This window comes from Colwellia sp. MB02u-9 (assembly GCF_014077085.1).
Taxonomy (GTDB): Bacteria; Pseudomonadota; Gammaproteobacteria; order Enterobacterales; family Alteromonadaceae; genus Cognaticolwellia.
The window spans coordinates 11,701-29,131 of the sequence record NZ_JACGVF010000073.1; the positions used below are offsets into that span (position 1 = coordinate 11,701).

General features: G+C 39.6%; 18 protein-coding genes. 6 read left to right on the forward strand and 12 right to left on the reverse strand.

Annotated features, from left to right (window positions below; all coding sequences use genetic code 11):
* Window positions 1-637: 637 nt before the first annotated feature.
* The 5 genes from H4J65_RS05145 to H4J65_RS05165 form a co-directional block, all read right to left on the reverse strand.
* Complete coding sequence (locus tag H4J65_RS05145; RefSeq protein WP_182137095.1) at window positions 638-1,171, reverse strand: VOC family protein; 534 nt, start codon at window positions 1,169-1,171, stop codon at window positions 638-640.
* 161 nt (window positions 1,172-1,332) lie between these two features.
* On the reverse strand, window positions 1,333-3,126 hold the full coding sequence (locus H4J65_RS05150; RefSeq protein WP_182196320.1) for a M61 family metallopeptidase: 1,794 nt from the start codon (window positions 3,124-3,126) through the stop codon (window positions 1,333-1,335).
* A gap of 105 nt (window positions 3,127-3,231) precedes the next feature.
* Window positions 3,232-4,092, reverse strand: a complete 861-nt coding sequence (gene purU, locus H4J65_RS05155; RefSeq protein ID WP_182137097.1) for a formyltetrahydrofolate deformylase — start codon at window positions 4,090-4,092, stop codon at window positions 3,232-3,234.
* Between the two features lie 89 nt (window positions 4,093-4,181).
* A complete protein-coding gene (locus H4J65_RS05160; RefSeq protein WP_182196323.1) occupies window positions 4,182-4,424 on the reverse strand; it encodes a VF530 family DNA-binding protein in 243 nt (80 codons plus the stop codon).
* Window positions 4,425-4,624: 200 nt separating this feature from the next.
* Window positions 4,625-5,353 carry a glutathione peroxidase gene (locus H4J65_RS05165; protein ID WP_182196327.1) on the reverse strand — a complete coding sequence of 243 codons (729 nt, stop codon included), beginning with the start codon at window positions 5,351-5,353 and terminating at the stop codon, window positions 4,625-4,627.
* Between the two features lie 362 nt (window positions 5,354-5,715).
* Here H4J65_RS05165 and hutG point away from each other — a divergent pair, with 362 nt between their 5' ends.
* Window positions 5,716-6,528, forward strand: a complete 813-nt coding sequence (gene hutG / locus H4J65_RS05170) for an N-formylglutamate deformylase (RefSeq protein WP_182196331.1) — start codon at window positions 5,716-5,718, stop codon at window positions 6,526-6,528.
* 12 nt (window positions 6,529-6,540) lie between these two features.
* Window positions 6,541-7,905, forward strand: a complete 1,365-nt coding sequence (locus H4J65_RS05175; protein WP_182196335.1) for a formimidoylglutamate deiminase — start codon at window positions 6,541-6,543, stop codon at window positions 7,903-7,905.
* 330 nt (window positions 7,906-8,235) lie between these two features.
* On the opposite strand, the gene H4J65_RS05180 is transcribed toward H4J65_RS05175, so the two are convergent.
* Window positions 8,236-8,592: a hypothetical protein gene (locus H4J65_RS05180; protein ID WP_182196338.1), complete on the reverse strand. Its 357-nt coding sequence runs from the start codon at window positions 8,590-8,592 to the stop codon at window positions 8,236-8,238.
* Between the two features lie 222 nt (window positions 8,593-8,814).
* Here H4J65_RS05180 and ccoG point away from each other — a divergent pair, with 222 nt between their 5' ends.
* The 3 genes from ccoG to H4J65_RS05195 are packed head-to-tail and all read left to right on the forward strand — an operon-like array spanning window position 8,815 to window position 11,911.
* Window positions 8,815-10,248 (forward strand): cytochrome c oxidase accessory protein CcoG, encoded by a 1,434-nt coding sequence (ccoG, locus tag H4J65_RS05185; protein ID WP_259367535.1) that lies wholly within the window; start codon window positions 8,815-8,817, stop codon window positions 10,246-10,248.
* Window positions 10,248-11,225: a serine/threonine protein kinase gene (locus H4J65_RS05190; RefSeq protein WP_182196354.1), complete on the forward strand. Its 978-nt coding sequence runs from the start codon at window positions 10,248-10,250 to the stop codon at window positions 11,223-11,225. The genes ccoG and H4J65_RS05190 overlap by 1 nt, the downstream gene beginning before the upstream one ends.
* A 53-nt stretch (window positions 11,226-11,278) precedes the next feature.
* Window positions 11,279-11,911: a thiol:disulfide interchange protein DsbA/DsbL gene (locus H4J65_RS05195; RefSeq protein WP_182196358.1), complete on the forward strand. Its 633-nt coding sequence runs from the start codon at window positions 11,279-11,281 to the stop codon at window positions 11,909-11,911.
* A gap of 121 nt (window positions 11,912-12,032) precedes the next feature.
* On the opposite strand, the gene H4J65_RS05200 is transcribed toward H4J65_RS05195, so the two are convergent.
* Window positions 12,033-12,923: a RimK family alpha-L-glutamate ligase gene (locus H4J65_RS05200; RefSeq protein ID WP_182196361.1), complete on the reverse strand. Its 891-nt coding sequence runs from the start codon at window positions 12,921-12,923 to the stop codon at window positions 12,033-12,035.
* A 53-nt stretch (window positions 12,924-12,976) separates the two neighbouring features.
* Window positions 12,977-13,477: a hypothetical protein gene (locus H4J65_RS05205; protein ID WP_182150458.1), complete on the reverse strand. Its 501-nt coding sequence runs from the start codon at window positions 13,475-13,477 to the stop codon at window positions 12,977-12,979.
* Between the two features lie 105 nt (window positions 13,478-13,582).
* On the opposite strand from H4J65_RS05205, the gene H4J65_RS05210 reads away from it, so the two are divergent.
* Window positions 13,583-15,322, forward strand: a complete 1,740-nt coding sequence (locus H4J65_RS05210) for a DUF885 family protein (protein WP_182196364.1) — start codon at window positions 13,583-13,585, stop codon at window positions 15,320-15,322.
* Between the two features lie 452 nt (window positions 15,323-15,774).
* On the opposite strand, the gene rpmG is transcribed toward H4J65_RS05210, so the two are convergent.
* From rpmG to radC, 4 genes are all read right to left on the reverse strand, one after another.
* Window positions 15,775-15,930, reverse strand: coding sequence for a 50S ribosomal protein L33 (gene rpmG, locus H4J65_RS05215; RefSeq protein ID WP_070375415.1), 156 nt, complete (start codon window positions 15,928-15,930; stop codon window positions 15,775-15,777).
* A 9-nt stretch (window positions 15,931-15,939) separates the two neighbouring features.
* Window positions 15,940-16,176 carry a 50S ribosomal protein L28 gene (gene rpmB / locus H4J65_RS05220; RefSeq protein WP_146877856.1) on the reverse strand — a complete coding sequence of 79 codons (237 nt, stop codon included), beginning with the start codon at window positions 16,174-16,176 and terminating at the stop codon, window positions 15,940-15,942.
* A 269-nt stretch (window positions 16,177-16,445) separates the two neighbouring features.
* Window positions 16,446-16,631 (reverse strand): hypothetical protein, encoded by a 186-nt coding sequence (locus H4J65_RS05225; RefSeq protein WP_182196369.1) that lies wholly within the window; start codon window positions 16,629-16,631, stop codon window positions 16,446-16,448.
* Window positions 16,632-16,679: 48 nt separating this feature from the next.
* On the reverse strand, window positions 16,680-17,357 hold the full coding sequence (gene radC, locus H4J65_RS05230; RefSeq protein WP_182137109.1) for a DNA repair protein RadC: 678 nt from the start codon (window positions 17,355-17,357) through the stop codon (window positions 16,680-16,682).
* Window positions 17,358-17,431: the final 74 nt, after the last annotated feature.

Consider the following 17,431-nt stretch of genomic DNA (forward strand, 5'->3'; position numbering starts at 1 on the left):
ACAATTGCTTTCATTTTACGACATTCTACGCTAAACAGCGATAGAAAGAAAAAAAGCGACGTTAATAACGTCGCTTTTTGGAAGAAATGTAGCATAAGCTAACATTTATAGTTCCGACTCTTAAGTGGCTGTCCTAGCCTTTTGTTACGATCCATGTGAATTTTATAATTTTCAATCTTATTGTTATTATTATTTTGTACACAATTTTATTTTTTTCGGTCATCCTGACACTTTTTGGTGCTATCCCTGATGCCCTTTCGGGCTAAATATTTCAGTACTCATCCTGAGCTTTAGTAAACAATCCATATTTTAAATAATATACTGCGTTAATTAACGCTTATTGCTTTCCGTGCAAATACTATCCATTTTGTTGAGTGCTATCTATGTAGCTGGCCATACTGTACGTGAGTTGAGTAAAGCTTCAAGCTATTTTTTCGCTTATTTATTGCACTAAAGTCTAATGCTTAGCAAGTCTTTGTTTTTGATTGTAATTTTTTGTTAATAAATGTAATTTTATTTTTTAACAGAGAATTACATGGGTTAATCTTTTATAAAAGTTGGCAAATAGCTATGTTTTTTCTCCCCCCTACTTACGAAACCTTTCGTTAGTAGGGGCTTGTAGCGCTGTTTTTATGCCTTAGTCGTCTAGTTGATGCAACCAAGCCGCATGTGTTGGCGCTTGTTTAGTTTGTGCCCATTCTTCAACCATTACTGCCGCTACCCGTTTAAGTTCTGCATATTGTTCTGTGGTACCGATATTGGCGGCTAATTCTAAGCGGTGGCCGTTAGGATCAAAGAAATAAATAGACTTAAATACACCATGATTAACTGGGCCTAAAACGTCTAGGCCGTGTGCTTGTAAATCGCTTTTTGCTGAAATTAAAGCATCAACATTTTCAACTTCTAATGCGATATGTTGTACCCATTCTGGGGTGTTTTCATCTCGGCCCATGTCAGGAGAATTGGGGATCTCAAAAAAGGCTAATACATTGCCCATACCCGCGTCTAAAAATATATGCATGTAGGGATCTGGCGCTTTTGTTGACGGCACCTCATTTTCGGCAATGGCGACAGTGAGTGCCATATTCAAATGTTTTTCATACCAATCGACGGTTTCTTTTGCGTCTTTACATCGATAAGCCACATGGTGCAAACGTTTTACATTAATCATAATATTATTACTTAAGTGAGTAGTTAAGCGAATGAGTTATTTTTTACCATAACTCGATAATGCGCCCTAATTTTCTGGCGAGTTTAGTCGCTAAATGTTGTCAGCAATTACGTACGCTTTAGTTTACAACACGGGTTTACAACACCTGTTTACAAAGCTCATTACCCATTCGGTAAAATATGCTGCCAACGTTTTACTAAGTTGTCATCAACCACTTTAAAAGCGATACCCGCTAATGGAGAGTCAGTAACTTTCAATGTTGAGCTTAGCAGTTGGTCATCACGAAAAAAATCACAGGTTAGCTCTCTGCCTGCCGGTAAATGATCAAATAGGGCTTGTATTGATTGCTCAGTCATTTTGATTTTATCTATCGCGATCAGCGTGTCGTTAACCGCTAAACCTGCTTTGGCTGCGGGTGAATTTTCCAGTACTTGCGTAATGGTTAAGCCAAAGCCTTGTACTTTATATTGTGCACCTAAATAACCCTGGTAATGCATTTCAGGCGTGGTTTCTACACTGTTTAATTTTTTGAATTTTTGTTTTTGCAGTTCTACGCCGTATGTTGCCAGTTCAGCGGTTAAATCAATACGCTCATTGCTGTATAAATGGTGCTTAAAGCTTGATGAAATATCTTCACCACAGAGCAAGTTAGCAATGTTAATAAAGTCAGCTTCACTGGTACCGATATTGGTGCGACCAAAGTGAATCCATAACTCTCGCATTAAGGTGTCTAAACTATGCTGGTTGTTTGATTTGCGGCGAATAATTAAGTCTAACCATAAAGCAATTAAAGCACCTTTGGTGTAATAACTAACAATGTTATTCACCGCATCTGGACCTTGTTGATAAAACTTGGTCCAAGCATCAAAACTTGAAGCCGTGACACTTTGTTTTAATTCACCACTACCGCGATAAACTCGTGTGGCTGTTTTCGCTAATATAGTTAAATAGTCTTCAAAGTTAATTAAGCCGGTACGATACAGTGAAAAGTCATCGTAGTAAGATGTTATCCCTTCAAAGGCCCATAACTGTTGGGTGTAACTTTCTTTTTGTAAGTTGTAAGGGACAAATTCTTTCGGTTTTATGCGACAAACATTCCAAGCATGAAAATATTCATGTGAACATAAGCTTAAGAAGCTTTTATAATCATCATTTAGCGCGGTTGCTGTTTGTTTTGGATTGGGTAAGTCGAAGCGACTGGCTTGTAAAATAGTAGAGTTTTTGTGTTCTAAGCCACCAAAACCATTCGCTTGTAAATGAGTGATAAACCAATATTCTTGAAAAGGTGCTTCACCAAATAAGCTAATGTGATGTTGGCATAACTTGCTAATATCAGCAGCCAAACGCTGAGTATCGCCATAGTGTTTACTGGTAAATACTAAATGGTGCACTACCCCTTCTACCGTAAATTCAGTGCTGTCAAAATCACCAATAGCGACTGGGCAGTCGATTAAGTGTTGGTAATTATCCGCAATATATTCACCAAATTGATATTTTGTCGTGGCTTTCGCTCGTGGTAAACCCGTCGCCACTCGCCATTGACTATGTTCAGCTAACGTTGAGGGATGAATGATGAGCTCACATGCTTGCTCGCTCAGCTCTTGTACTTGCAAAAAGGTTGAGCTGCCATTGAAAAATCCGCGCTGGCTATCTAGGTAAGCTGTGCGTACGGATAGGTCAAAAGCGAAAACTTGATAGCGCACTTGCACTTGGTCATTGCTGGCCTGCAATGACCAAGTTTGTTTATCAACTTTACTTAAGCTAATGGCTTGCTCATTGCTGTCAAAGGCGCAAATTTCGGTAATATTTTTGGCAAAATCACGGATCATGTAACTGCCGGGTAACCAGGCGGGTAAAGATAAAGTGTAGCTTTGGCCTGGGGTACTTTTAAATGACAATAAGACCTCAAATAAATGACTATTTGGGTTAAGAGGGGAAATTTGATATTGGATCATATTGGCGCACAAATGTTGACAAGATATTTGTGCTCCAATGTAGCAGAGTTAACTGAATAAAACAGCTTGAAAATAAGCCTTAGCGACTAGCTATTGCACTGGCGATTAACTTAAAATAACGGTTTTATCTTTATTGATGCAGATACGTTGCTCAGCATGCATTTTTACGGCATTACATAAGGCGATGGCTTCTAAGTCGTGGCCCAAATGAACCATGTGCTCAATGGTAAAAGCATGGTTAATTGGTTTTACTTCTTGAACAATAATCGGCCCTTCATCTAGGTCTGCAGTGACATAATGTGCCGTAGCGCCAATAATTTTAACACCACGTTTGTGCGCTTGATGATAAGGTTTTGCGCCTTTAAAACTGGGTAGAAAAGAGTGATGAATATTAATCGCTTGGCCACGTAAGCTCCGACAAAGCTCGTCTGACAATATTTGCATATAACGGGCAAGCACCAATAAGTTACCATTATACTGCTGATAAATAGCTAATAATGCCTGCTCTTGCTGTGCTTTATTATCTTTATTGACCGGCAAGTAATGAAAGGGAACATTATGCCATTGGGCCAGTGCCTGACAATCTTGATGGTTTGAGGTAATAGCGACAATATTGACCGGTAACACACCCGCTTTCCATTTGGTTAAGAGTGACACTAAGCAGTGATCATCTTTAGACACGGCAATAACGACATTAGGAAAATTCTCTTTTTCTCTAAGTTGATAATGCATATTTAACGGTTTTGCTAATAAATCAATAGCTTGTCTGAATGCTGAAAAACTGACAGTCAGTTCTCGATCATCAAAAGCAATGCGTGAAAAAAATGTATCTGTATAGGGATCACTGTATTGGCTAGTTTCAGTAATAAAGGCCCCGTGTTCGAATAAACTCTGGCTGACTTTTGCCAGTACACCTGAAGTATCAGGGCACTGCCAAGTAAGAATATAGTGATGAATTTTTTTCATGCGGTAGACGTTATTGTGGTTATATCTCAGCAGTTTGGCATTTTATTGTCATCTTGTTCAATACTTTTGTGCGATATGCTTATGCTATTTCAAACCGAATCGTCTTCGTCATCAAGTTTGGTTTTGTGTTGAATATAAAGTGCTTCAACCTTTTCTCTGGCCCAAGGGGTTTTTCTGAGAAACTTCAAGCTTGAGTTAATGCTAGGATCATCAGTAAAACATCGAATTTTTATTTCTTTACCGAGATAATCAAAACCAAAATGATCAACTAATTGGGTAACGATAATTTTTAACGTGACTCCGTGCAATGGGTTGTAGGGTTGGTGATCCATATTGTTGGCCTTAACAGTTTTAAGCACTATTCTATCATGACGTAGGCTAATGCCTACTGGATTAATGACACTATTAGTGACGAAAGAAAAATGTAGTGAAGAAAGAAAAATGGTGACGAAAGCAAAAAATAAAAAACGACGCTAAGGCGTCGTTTTTTAATCGTTAAGCCAAATTCAATGGCCTTAGTCTTGCGTCACTATTAATTCAAGTGAGCTGCCAATGCTTCGCTGCCACCAATATGTTGTCCGTCGATAAAAATTTGCGGTACTGTGTCTGCATGAGTTAGCGCTTTAAACATGGTTAAGTTAACATCTTTACCTACTTCTAACTCTTCAAATGTTAAGCCTTTTTCATTTAACAAGGCTTTTGCATTTTTGCAATGTGGGCAACCCGGCTTACTAAAAACCACAATCGCTGATGTTTGACAGGCTGACGGGTTAATATGATTTAGCATAGTGTCGGCGTCAGATACTTCAAATGGGTCACCTGGTAAATCAGGCTCAATAAACATTTTTTCAATGACGCCATTTTTAACTAACATCGCATAACGCCAGCTACGCTTACCAAAACCTATAGCGGCTTTATCAACTAACATGCCCATGCCATCCGTAAATTCGCCGTTGCCATCAGGAATAAAGCTAATGCTGTCTGCATTTTGGTGTTCTGCCCAAGCGTTCATCACGAAGGTGTCATTGACGGACATACAAATAATTTCGTCAACACCATTGTTAAACAGTTTGGGCGCCAATTCGTTATAACGTGGTAAATGTGAAGATGAACAGGTCGGTGTAAAAGCACCGGGTAGCGAAAAAACCACTACCGTTTTATCACTAAAAATTTCGTCACTAGTGCGCGTTGTCCACTCGTCATTGGCTCTTAATGTGAAAGTAACATTAGGGACTTTTTGTTGCTCTTTGTTTTTTAACATAATGGCTCCGTTTATAGTTTCTAAAATAATGTTGTCACTGACTATGTTGCTATTATTGAACAAGTCCAACTTTAAATAAAGTGATTAATAGTGCACTTCATGATTGATAAAATCGATTAATGAAATCAATGGATAAAAGTTGCCACTAATATTAAGCAATTTTAGCGACTGGCATCAATAGATTTAATCAGGCGGCTGTCATTATCTGCACGGGTCAATTTTCACTTATCAATTTGTACTGGTCAATTTGGCAAAGATGGCCTAAATGAATTCGATGCTATCAATAGAAATAATTTCCTGTTTTATCGGCAAAGTGGTAAATTAACCGCAATGAAGTTGTATATACAATTTGAGGGATTTAGATGTCAAACAGTTACACCTTAATTAAAGGCTCTGTGCCTTTACTCATCAGCATGCCACACAATGGCGAAGAAATACCCGCAGATATTGCGAAGATGATGACCGCTAAAGGGCGTGAAGTTGCCGATACTGACTGGCATATGGAGCGTTTATATGCCTTTGCAAAAGAGCTTGGCGCTTATATATTAATGCCTAAATATAACCGTTATGTGATTGACTTAAATCGTGATCCTGATGGTGTTGATTTATACCCAGGTGCAAATAATACTGAACTTTGTCCCACCACAGCATTTGATTTATCACCTTTATATCAAGCAGGCTGTGCACCGAGTGCTGAACAAATAGCGGCTCGCGTTGCCGATTATTGGCAACCTTACCATCAGGCCTTAAGCTCAACCATGCAAGCAATAAAAGCTGAATTTGGTCAAGCTGTTTTGCTTGAGGCACATTCTATTCGCTCGCATGTGCCTAGATTTTTTCAGGGACAATTACCTGATTTTAATTTTGGTAATGCCGATGGAAAAAGTTGTGCTCCTGAACTCATGGCCGCTTTAGCGGATCTAGATTACGCACCTTACACTATGGTTTGTAATGGTCGCTTTAAAGGCGGTTATATTACGCGGGCATTCGGTCAACCTAATAATAATTTTCATGCTATTCAATTAGAGCTTTCACAGCATACCTATATGAATGAGCAAGCCATGACTTATAACGAAAGCTTAGCCTTGCAAGTGCAGCCTAAACTTGCCGCCTTGGTTAATACGCTGATAAATTTTACTGCCATTAACACCATAAGCCAAAACGCCACTGAGTAAGGGAAGGTATCGATGAAACTTTTTGCTAAAAAAATCTTATTAGCTGATGGTTGGGCTAACGAGCAAACGTTGACGATTGAACAGGGCGTGATTACTGATATTACCGCCGGATATATCGCCGGCGCGGAACGTGCTAATGGTGTGGTTATACCGGGTATGGTCAATTGTCACTCTCATGCTTTTCAACGGGCTTTTGCCGGTTTTAGTGAACAAGGCAGCGAAGGTCAAGACAGTTTTTGGACTTGGCGTAATATTATGTATAAATTTTTGGGGCAATTAAGCTCAGAAGATGTTCAGGTAATTGCGCGCCAGCTTTATATTGAAATGTTGAAAATGGGTTACACCCGTGTTGCTGAGTTTCATTATCTTCATCATGATATTGACGGCCAAAATCATCAAAACCTCGCCATTATGGCGCAAGCTATTTTTGCCGCTGCTGAGCAATCGGGTATTGGTTTAACATTATTACCTGTGCTGTATAGATTCAGCGGCTTTGGCAGACAAGCCGCGACTGACGGACAAAAGCGCTTTATTAATTCAGTTGAGCAGTTTAATGACTTAGTCACTGATTGTTTTGCGCTCGCCAAATCACAAGCTAATTGCAATGTCGGTATTGCGCCACATTCTTTACGCGCGGTGGATAAAAATTCGCTCTTAGCGGCAGTGGCTCATGTGAGAGCTCTTGATGCGCAAGCGCCGATTCATATTCACATTGCCGAACAGCAAAAAGAGGTAACAGACTGTCTCGTTCATTATGGTCAACGGCCGGTGCAGTGGTTACTCAACAATGCCGATTTAGACCAGCATTGGTGTTTAATTCACGCCACACATATCGATGAACAAGAGCGCAAAGGTATTATTGCTAGCCAAGCAATAGCCGGAATTTGCCCAACCACAGAAGCTAATTTAGGTGATGGTATATTCCCGACCAGTGAATTTTTAATAGACAATGGCACCTTTGCTATTGGCTCAGACAGCCATATTTCGGTTAATCCAATCGAAGAATTACGCTGGCTTGAATATGCTCAACGCTTAAATAAGCAACAACGCGCCCTGTTAGCCAACAGCGAGCAAAAGTCTGTTGGGCTTAATTTATGGCAAAAAGCCGCCGCCGGAGGCGCGCAAAGCACTAACAGTAATACCGGCGCATTAGCTATGGGTAAGCAAGCTGATTTATTAGTCTTGGATGACAGCCAATTACGTTTATTTGCCCATGACGATATTCACTTACTCGACAGCGTTATTTTTGCCAGCCAAAGTAACCCGGTTTTAGATGTGATGGTCAATGGTCATTGGGTGATCCAAGGCGCAGAACATGCCTTAGAGCAAGCTAGTGCAGATAGTTTTGCGACCTTATTAGCTCGGCTTTCAGCTTAATTATTTCGCTTAACGTTAACTAGGCGATTAACTAGGCGATTAGCTTGGCTCGCAATCGTCTTGATCCCTTGGCTATGATAACAATATGACTGATTTTCTGATTATTGCTAGGGGTTAAAACAAGCGACTATGGGGTTATTTATTTAATCATCAGCCTAACGAGTGATTAAATAATAACCTTTCAATCCATTTTTTTTCATACGTTTATGTATCTGAATGTAAACTAGCCCCGCTAATTAATGCAACGGATATTAGCTAGCTGTTTGACCTCAAATTGAACATTTGTCCAAGTCGATAAGTGCAAGTCGATAAAAGCGCTACAGCAACTCATTATAATAAATTGCTATATTTGCTGATGGCTAGACACACTTTGGCTAAATTATCGCGCTGTAGTTTTGGCGTTTGTTTTTTACTTCGACAGTATTGCTCGTTAAACTTTTTTACCTGTTCACGGCTACTGGTGATTTCTGCCACGTAAGCTATTTCTTGGCTAGTGAAGTGACTAAAGTCACGCGATAAATCTTGATATATTTTATCGGACTTTAAACGTACTTTGGTGTCAGTCACCTCTGAAAAATAACTCAGCACAAGTTGTTTTTGCTCAAATAACCAGTGATTTAGTTTTTCATTGGGATAATAATGAAAATATAACGCGGCGGCCACGATCAAGATCAATAATTTTTTCATATCTTGCCTTATAATCATATCTGCGTACAAATAACCAGCAACTCGCTGCTGTTTTTTAACCAATCACCAATAGTATTATTGTTTTCTTGGGCTAAATGTCATGCTAATGACGCTAGAGTAATCAATTTGGTAGTAACAAAGCAATTTTATGCTATTTTTTTGATGGGTAATGAGTACGAATCCGTTATAATTATCCGGTATTACCGACATAAAGGATCCGCTTTGAAATCAAAAGATAAAAACATTAACGTTAGTCAGCATATTCCGATTAAAAATGTTCAAATTCATCAGCCCGCCAAAAGCGATACCTATAAACCTCGTGACCAAATCTATGTTCGCAAAGTAAAAGGTGTATTTCAAAAACTACGCAAAAAAATGAATTTTTTCTTTTTAGCGCTATTTGCGGGTTTACCTTGGTTACAATATGACGGCCACCAAGCGATTTTGTTTGATATTAGCGAACAACGTTTTACGCTATGGAGTGTCACGCTTTGGCCACAAGATCTCACGCTATTGGCCTGGCTCTTAATTCTTAGTGCTTTTTTACTGTTTTTTATTACCACCTTTTTAGGGCGAGTGTGGTGTGGTTACCTTTGCCCTCAAACGGTTTGGACCTTCATATTTATCTGGTTTGAAGAAAAAATAGAAGGCACCGCCAACCAACGTAAAAAACTCGACAGCCAAGCGATGGACATTAATAAGTTTTGGCGTAAAGCGCTAAAACACTTTTGTTGGGGCTTAATTTCTGTTTTAACCGCGCTAACCTTTGCCGGTTACTTTGCACCCATGCGTGAAGTGTTTGTTGATTTTTTCACTTTTAAGGCCTCGTTTGCCTTAGCCGCAACCGTATGGTTTTTTGCTTTTTGTACTTACGGTAACGCCGGCTGGATGCGAGAAATTATGTGTTTACATATGTGCCCGTATGCCCGCTTTCAATCCGCGATGTTTGATAAAGACACCTTAACCGTTTCTTACGATGCCAAACGTGGTGAAAACCGAGGTCCACGTACCAGAAAAGACGTACCAAAAGATATTGGTTTAGGTGATTGTATTGACTGTAATTTATGTGTTCAGGTTTGCCCTACCGGTATTGATATTCGTAATGGCTTACAATATGAATGTATCAATTGTGGCGCCTGTGTTGATGCCTGTGACGGTGTTATGGATCGCATGGGTTATGATAAAGGGTTAATTCGTCATGCCACTGAGCATGAGTTAGAAGGGAAAAAAGTGCACTTTGTCCGTGCTAAACTTATTGGTTATGCCATCGTATTATTTGTGATGACCAGCTTATTGGTGTTAGAAATGGTCAACAGAGTGCCCGTATCAATGGAAATTATTCGCGATAGAAATGAGTTAGCCAAAGAGAACTTTAATGGCGATATTGAGAATGTTTACACCCTAAAGATTCTCAATAAATCACAAAAAGATAATCGTTATCGCCTGTCAGTAAAGGGTATTAACAATACTAAATGGAACGGTGACCAAGAGGTACTTGTTAAAGCGGCTAAAGTCTATACTTTGCCGATCAGCCTTTCGGTCGCCCCTGAGGAATTAGAAGACTATATGACAGATATAAGTTTTGTGATTGAATTAGTATCTGAGACGGATGAGGTGAAGCTTGAACACGAAAGCCGCTTCTTTAATAAACGCTAATGTCAGTATTTGATTTTACCTCGCTGTCACCCGATTTAATTCTAGACGGTTTGGAAAGCACAGGTTTAACGGTTGATAGTGGTTTGTTGGCATTAAATAGTTATGAGAATCGTGTTTATCAATTTCATGACATGGCTAAAACCAAATATGTCACTAAGTTCTATCGGCCGCAACGCTGGACAGAAGCACAAATTAGGGAAGAGCATGATTTTTCTTTTGAATTAGACGCAAGCGAGCTGCCTTTGGTGGCACCAATGAAAATTGATGGCGAGTCTTTGTTTTCATACAAAGGCTATAAATTTGCAATATTTCCTTGTCGTGGTGGCCGAATTTTTGAGGTGGATAACTTAGACCAACTAGAGTGGATGGGCCGGTTTTTAGGCCGAATTCACGCTGTTGCTGCGCAGAAAATCTTTAGCGAACGGCCAACATTTAATAGTGAAGAAATGCTTCAGCAAGCACAGCTTATTATTGAAGGGTCTAACTTTGTTCCTGCCGGCTTAAGCTTACCTTTTTTCACTATTTTAGAACAAGTGATCACAGTTGCAAGTCAGCAATATCAACCTAGGTCGCAGATCCGTCTGCACGGTGATTGTCATGCCGGTAACATTTTGTGGACTGAGGTTGGGCCGCACTTTGTGGACCTTGATGATTGTCGTATGGGGCCTGCGGTGCAAGATATTTGGATGATGCTTAGTGGTGATCGCCAGCAGCAGTTATTACAACTTGATACCATATTAACTGGCTACAATGAATTTTATCGCTTTGAAGCCAATCAATTGCCTTTAATTGAATCATTGCGTACTATGCGAGTAGTTAATTATATGGCATGGCTATGTAAACGTTGGCAAGACCCTGCTTTTCCTCGTAACTTTCCGTGGTTTAATACTGAAAAATATTGGGAACAACAAATTTTGATGCTTAAAGAGCAAATGTCAGCATTACAGCAGCCACCGCTAAGTTTGCTAGGTTATTAAGCACGCATAGCGCTATTGATTTTGATTTATTAATAATTAGGAATTTTAATTTTATGAAGAAGTTAGTGAGCTTATTCGCTTTAATGTTATTACCCGTACTCTCATTTGCAGCAGATTATACTGAAGGTGAGCATTACACTAAAGTGAACGAAGACGTTTCGGCGAAATCTGAAGTACGTGAATTTTTCTCTTTTTATTGCGGACATTGTTTTAAATTTGAACCCTTTATGGCGACGTTAAAAACGTCTATACCCGCAGATGCTGACTTTGAAATGAACCATGTAGATTTCTTGCGTGCTGCGTCACCTAAAGTACAACAAATGCTAAGTAAAGCCGTTGTTGTTGCCCACCAAATGGGTTTAGAGAAGAAAGTTATTGGCGCACTGTTTAATTACATCCATATCCAAAAAGCGGTATTTACTTCAGAAAAAGATATCCGAAACGTTTTCGTACTAAACGGTGCTGATGGTGAAAAATTCGATAAGTTAATGAAAAGCTTTAGTGTGGTTAGCAAAGCCAATGCGATGAAGAAACAGCAAGACTATTTTGCTAATAAAGGTGCTTTAACCGCAGTACCTACTGTGATTGTTAATGGTAAATACCGTGTTGATCCAGCCGGCTTAGATAGAAACAATTTTGAACAAGATTATATCAAGCTAGTAAATCACTTATTAACCTTAAAGTAAGTTAATCCGTGCCGACATGGATGTAGTGACTGAGTTTTTGTCTGGCATAAAAAACTGACCGTTCATCCGGTAACTAAAAAAGAGGCTTTGGCCTCTTTTTTATTGCTTTGCTATTTATATCCTATGTTTTAGCCGTGAACGCTGTCATGCGAGTATCAAAAGCGTTGGCAAAGCGCAGTGCTGAGGCATCGTCCATATTAAAATAAAGCGAAGGCTCAATTAACTCGGCTTCCATTAAGGCAAAGGTGTTTTGATAGCGAACAAAGTCAATGCGCGCGTAGAGTAGTTCACCATGTAGCTTGCTGATAGCTCGCATTGTATTGTTTGCTGCTACCAATAAGGATGGTTCAGGCATCACCGATAATAAGCCACCACCATGCTCTTCTTGAACTCGAAAGTCACCTTGGGCGGGGGTTTTTAATATGGTGTGACTGTACTGGCCGTTAAAATAAAACAACGAAAATTCACCTTCTTGGCAAATAGCAGCCATAAAAGGCTGCACCATCAACTCTCGCTTTGCAAACGCTTGACTTAACTCAGCGACTTTATCTTGATAAGTGTCTTTTGTAAGCCAAAATGTATTATCAGCATTGGCACTGACTCGCGGTTTTAAGACTATTTGCTCGGTAGCAAAATGGCTGAAATATCCCGCCATATTGTCAGGGTCAAAAGCCTGTGGCCATAAGGTCGGTACAATAGTCACTTGTTCAGCGGCTAAGCTTTTTAAGTAGCTTTTATTAATATTCCACTGCACCACCTTCAAGCTGTTTTCTAACCGGGCGCTTGATTGATCAATAGCTGACAGTACCTTGAGAAAACTTTCCATGTCATCTTGGTAATCCCATGGGCTACGAATAATAACCGCGGTATAGTCTGACCAATTTACGCTGCTATCATGCCAGGAAATCACTTCGGTTTGCCAGCCTAAAGCCAGCATTGGCTGATCAATCAAACAATCATAAGCCTCAAAATTTTCCAAACTGTCCATGGATAAAATTGCGCATTTTTTCATAAAATCTACTGCCTCTGCTACATTGGTTAAAGGTTAAAGTGAATAAACTAAGGCTAGTTAGCAAAAATTTCTGCTGGAAACAATTGCCCATACATAGCTATTGGCATAACAAGCCACTGTTCTGATATTTGATTAAAGCTCAATAATTGCTGCTCAGTGGCATAAAAACTTAACTGCAATGGCAGTGGTTGGCCGGCAATGTCGAGCTTAACATCCAGCGAAAATTGTCGATCAACTATCGGGGCTTGGGCCATTGCCTGACCGCTACTTTGCTGCCAAGACATCATCATTTGTGCTAATGCTTGGCCGGAGATATTAGCCGGAGCTGCCCGCCAAGTGCGGCCTATCCGCTCAATAGTGAGCACATTACTTATATCGAGCGTTAAAATAATATTTTGCGATCCGACTAAAGCAATCTCTTGATCGCTAGTGACCTCAGTATTTTCATCTGGCGAGTGAATTTTTTTATTCGTGGCGTTAATCAATAAAATAAAGCCCATTACCATAATGATAATGACATTATTCCAGCCAGTTTTTGATAATCTGATCATCATGCCCCTCAGTACTGCCTATTATCTTCATCATACAAAAAAATTGAGCTCATTAGAATATAGCGTTACATTAATAACAATAATATCACCCCAAAATTAAGGCTTCGTATGAAACTAAAACCATTAAGTGCTGGAGTATTATTACTCTGTGGCTTATTCAGCGCAACCAGCACGTTTGCCAACCAAAGCAGTGAACAGTTTCAACAGTTACTCAATGAGCATTGGCAAAGGGCAAATCAAGAACAAGTGTTTTTTCGAAAAGACCCCGATGCCTTTCGCATGAAGGGTAAGTTACCTGAAATTTCAGCAAATGGCCGCGAACGTCGGTCAAAATACAATAATGAATTGCTAACGCGTATTGACGATATTGATGTTAATAAACTCTCAGGTGCTGATCAGATCAGCTATCGTTTATTTAAATATGAACGCGAAGCGGAAGCAAAAAGTTATCAATTTCAAGATCACCTTTATCCGTTAACTTATTATTCAGGCTTTCATAGTTACTTTGCCGGCGCTCCAGCCAACATGTCATTTTTAACCGAACAAGACTATAGTAATTATTTAATCAGTCTCGCGGATTATCCACGTTATAACCAAGCACATATAGTTGATTTAAAACAAGCCATTGCTTTAGGTCATACCCATTACTGTGAAAGCTTTAAAGGCTATGAAAAATCAATCAGTAAGCATTTAGTCGCTGATGTACAAAACAGTGTTTTTTATGCGCCTATGCTGAATATGCCAGCAGTCATTTCATCAACAGAGCAAGCGCAGTATCGCCAGCAAGTAAAAACCTTGATTAAAGAGACAGTTTTACCCGAGTACCAAGCTTTTTATGACTTTTTCACCAAAGAATATATGACCCACTGTCGGACCACTGCTGGTATTAGCAGTGTTGAGGGCGGCGAAGCATACTACCAATACTTAATCGAGTATTACACGACCACGGATTTATCGGCTGATGAAATTCATCAAATAGGTCTAGATGAAGTCAGTCGCATACGTACAGAGATGCAGCAAATTATTAAAGCTGTGGACTTTAAGGGTGAATTTAAAGATTTTATTGCGTTTTTGCGTAACGACCAGCAATTTTACACCGATAGTGCGATGGACATGCTGGAAAAAGCCAGCTATATCACCCGTAAAATGGCCGCACAATTACCGAAATGGTTTTCGGTATTACCTAGATCAACTTTTGACATTAAATCTAGTCCAAACGGTGGTGCCTATTATGTTGCCTCCGATGGCAGTGGTACCACATCAGGCACCTACTTTTTAGAGACTAAAAATTTAAACAGCCAACCTTTATATACTTTAGAGGCATTAACCTTCCATGAGGCAGAGCCCGGTCATCACTTTCAAAGTGCTATTGCGCAAGAAGTTGATATGGCTGAGTTTCGTAAAACTTTATACCACGCCGCCTATGGCGAAGGTTGGGGGCTATATTCTGAACGTTTAGGTAAGGAAATGGGCTTTTATCAAAACCCATACAGTGACTTTGGTCGCTTAACCTATGAAGCATGGCGTGCTTGTCGCTTAGTGGTCGATACTGGCATTCATGCTAAAGGTTGGACCCGTCAACAAGCGATCGATTATTTAGCCAAGAATACCGCTTTAAGCATGGCTGATGTTATTGGCCAGATTGACCGCTATATTACTTGGCCAGCGCAAGCCTTGTCATACAAAATTGGTGAAATCAAAATTCGTCAATTGCGGGCGAAAGCGGAACAAGCCTTAGGCGATAAGTTCGATATTAGAGCTTTTCATGACCAAATGCTGAAAAATGGTAGCTTACCCATGGCACTGCTTGAAGAGTTAACTATGGACTGGATAGCGCAGCAGTTGTAACGGCTAAGATATTTATATCATGCAAAAAAAAGAGCAACGCTATTAAGTAGTTGTTCTTTTTTTTTGCTCCATACCCTAGCTTAAGCAACATTGCCCAACCAACTAGTTTTCAAAGCTTAATGGTTATGATCATAGTTATTAAGCGCATACAATAACAACCACTTGCTAGCTATTGTCAGTGCTTCCAATTCAATTAACTCAGCTGTTGTGGACCTTAAGATCGACTTGACGCATTTTCATGTCAGCTGTTTAGTAGCTTAGTTTAGTAGCTTAGTTTAGTAACGCAGTTTAGTGGTGAGTAACTGGCATATCAGATAGGACTAAAGCCAATTTTCAGAGGGTAAAATAGGCATAAGGTTAAGGCGTAGGTTTGCGGTGCAAGTTAACGGAGTCATTTTCTATAGGCAATAAAAAACCCGGTATAAACCGGGTTTTTAAATAAGCCGTATCAATTACTTGATTTTAGCTTCTTTATACATAACATGCTGACGGATGCGAGGATCAAACTTTTTGATTTCCATCTTTTCAGGCATAGTTTTTTTGTTTTTGTCAGTAGTGTAAAAATGGCCAGTGCCAGCACTAGAAACTAAACGAATTTTATCGCGCATTGCAATTCCTTAAACTTTTTCGCCACGGGCACGGATATCAGTTAATACTGCATCAATACCGTTTTTATCGATAATACGCATTCCTTTCGGAGTTAAGCGTAATTTAACGAAACTATTTTCACTCTCAACCCAAAAACGGTGAGTTTGAAGGTTAGGTAAAAAACGACGACGAGTCGCGTTTCTTGCGTGCGAACGGTTGTTTCCAACCATTGGCTTTTTGCCTGTTACTTGGCAAACTTTAGACATATGAGTACTCCAAAATTAATTTCAGGTCGTGCTGTATTTCCCCAAGACCGTCGCCTCGGGATCCTGAAAAAGGTGGCATATTATAGTGAAAGTGAAAAATGAATGCCAGTATTAATCAACTTTAAAGTGAATAGTTTTGAAATATTATATAATTCAAAGGTTTAAGTTGAATAATTGATGTGACTTTAGTGTTTCATGAGTCATTATCAGCCGAATTGAATGTTAATAGCACATTTTTAGTCTATTTTAACCGCTAACTATTTACGTGATCATTCTTTTTGATCTTTTTTAGCCAGTGCATTAGTTAAAATGTCAATAATAGCTGACATGGCTATTTGGGTATTAAGTTGAGTATTAAGCGCCAATGCTTGTAGTTGTGCGATTGCTGTTTTACTCAAGGCCAATCTGCTAAGGCGAAAACGACGGCCGCTGCTTTGCAATCTTTTACTTGTCATGCCATGTATTCTTTGGCACTCAAAACAGCTTGCTGAAATACTCACACATCATTCAATCATTCGGCCATGTTCAGCATACGAATAACAATGACAACCCGCCACAATGATATGATCAAGTACTTTGATATCAATTAACGCCAGTGCTTGTTCTAGTCGACTGGTAATTTGATTATCGGCCATACTTGGCTCAGCAATACCCGACGGGTGATTGTGCGCAAGAATAACCGCTCCCGCTTGATATTTTAGTGCGGTCTCAACCACAATGCGTGGGTATACTGCAGCAGCATTAATGGTGCCGTGAAATAGCCGCTCAAACTTTATCACTTGATGCTGAGTATTTAAAAAGAGCACCGCGAATACTTCTCGGGTTTCATGGCGCAGTTCTGCTTTTAAAAAGTTTTGCGTGCTCAGTGAAGACGTTAACGATTGCCCCATTTGCATCTGTTCCGCTAAATAGCGTGTCGACATTTCTAAACATGCTTGTAACTGGACATATTTTGCAACACCTAAACCATGATGCTGGCAAAAGTCATCTAATCCCGCTTGATATATTTTCGAAATACTGCCAAAACTTTTTAATAAATTTCGTGCAAGGTCAACTACATGGCAACCTTGAACACCTGTGCGCAAGAATATTGCCAACAGTTCGGCATCACTTAAGCTTTTCGCGCCAAAGTGTAATAACTTCTCTCGTGGTTTTTCACGGTCTGGCCAGTCTTTTAACATAAGTGCATCCTTGCAAAGTGATTTGAATAAAAGTGCGATAATGCTATCTTATTGCCCATTGTCGTTATTAAGAT

What these genes read in the sequence shown, in the direction of transcription:
- H4J65_RS05145 (WP_182137095.1), bottom strand. Translation starts at nt 1,171, where the DNA reads ATGATTAATGTAAAACGTTTGCACCATGTGGCTTATCGATGTAAAGAC.
- H4J65_RS05150 (WP_182196320.1), bottom strand. Translation starts at nt 3,126, where the DNA reads ATGATCCAATATCAAATTTCCCCTCTTAACCCAAATAGTCATTTATTT.
- purU (WP_182137097.1), bottom strand. Translation starts at nt 4,092, where the DNA reads ATGAAAAAAATTCATCACTATATTCTTACTTGGCAGTGCCCTGATACT.
- H4J65_RS05160 (WP_182196323.1), bottom strand. Translation starts at nt 4,424, where the DNA reads ATGGATCACCAACCCTACAACCCATTGCACGGAGTCACGTTAAAAATT.
- H4J65_RS05165 (WP_182196327.1), bottom strand. Translation starts at nt 5,353, where the DNA reads ATGTTAAAAAACAAAGAGCAACAAAAAGTCCCTAATGTTACTTTCACA.
- hutG (WP_182196331.1), top strand. Translation starts at nt 5,716, where the DNA reads ATGTCAAACAGTTACACCTTAATTAAAGGCTCTGTGCCTTTACTCATC.
- H4J65_RS05175 (WP_182196335.1), top strand. Translation starts at nt 6,541, where the DNA reads ATGAAACTTTTTGCTAAAAAAATCTTATTAGCTGATGGTTGGGCTAAC.
- H4J65_RS05180 (WP_182196338.1), bottom strand. Translation starts at nt 8,592, where the DNA reads ATGAAAAAATTATTGATCTTGATCGTGGCCGCCGCGTTATATTTTCAT.
- H4J65_RS05190 (WP_182196354.1), top strand. Translation starts at nt 10,248, where the DNA reads ATGTCAGTATTTGATTTTACCTCGCTGTCACCCGATTTAATTCTAGAC.
- H4J65_RS05195 (WP_182196358.1), top strand. Translation starts at nt 11,279, where the DNA reads ATGAAGAAGTTAGTGAGCTTATTCGCTTTAATGTTATTACCCGTACTC.
- H4J65_RS05200 (WP_182196361.1), bottom strand. Translation starts at nt 12,923, where the DNA reads ATGAAAAAATGCGCAATTTTATCCATGGACAGTTTGGAAAATTTTGAG.
- H4J65_RS05205 (WP_182150458.1), bottom strand. Translation starts at nt 13,477, where the DNA reads ATGATGATCAGATTATCAAAAACTGGCTGGAATAATGTCATTATCATT.
- H4J65_RS05210 (WP_182196364.1), top strand. Translation starts at nt 13,583, where the DNA reads ATGAAACTAAAACCATTAAGTGCTGGAGTATTATTACTCTGTGGCTTA.
- rpmG (WP_070375415.1), bottom strand. Translation starts at nt 15,930, where the DNA reads ATGCGCGATAAAATTCGTTTAGTTTCTAGTGCTGGCACTGGCCATTTT.
- rpmB (WP_146877856.1), bottom strand. Translation starts at nt 16,176, where the DNA reads ATGTCTAAAGTTTGCCAAGTAACAGGCAAAAAGCCAATGGTTGGAAAC.
- H4J65_RS05225 (WP_182196369.1), bottom strand. Translation starts at nt 16,631, where the DNA reads ATGACAAGTAAAAGATTGCAAAGCAGCGGCCGTCGTTTTCGCCTTAGC.
- radC (WP_182137109.1), bottom strand. Translation starts at nt 17,357, where the DNA reads ATGTTAAAAGACTGGCCAGACCGTGAAAAACCACGAGAGAAGTTATTA.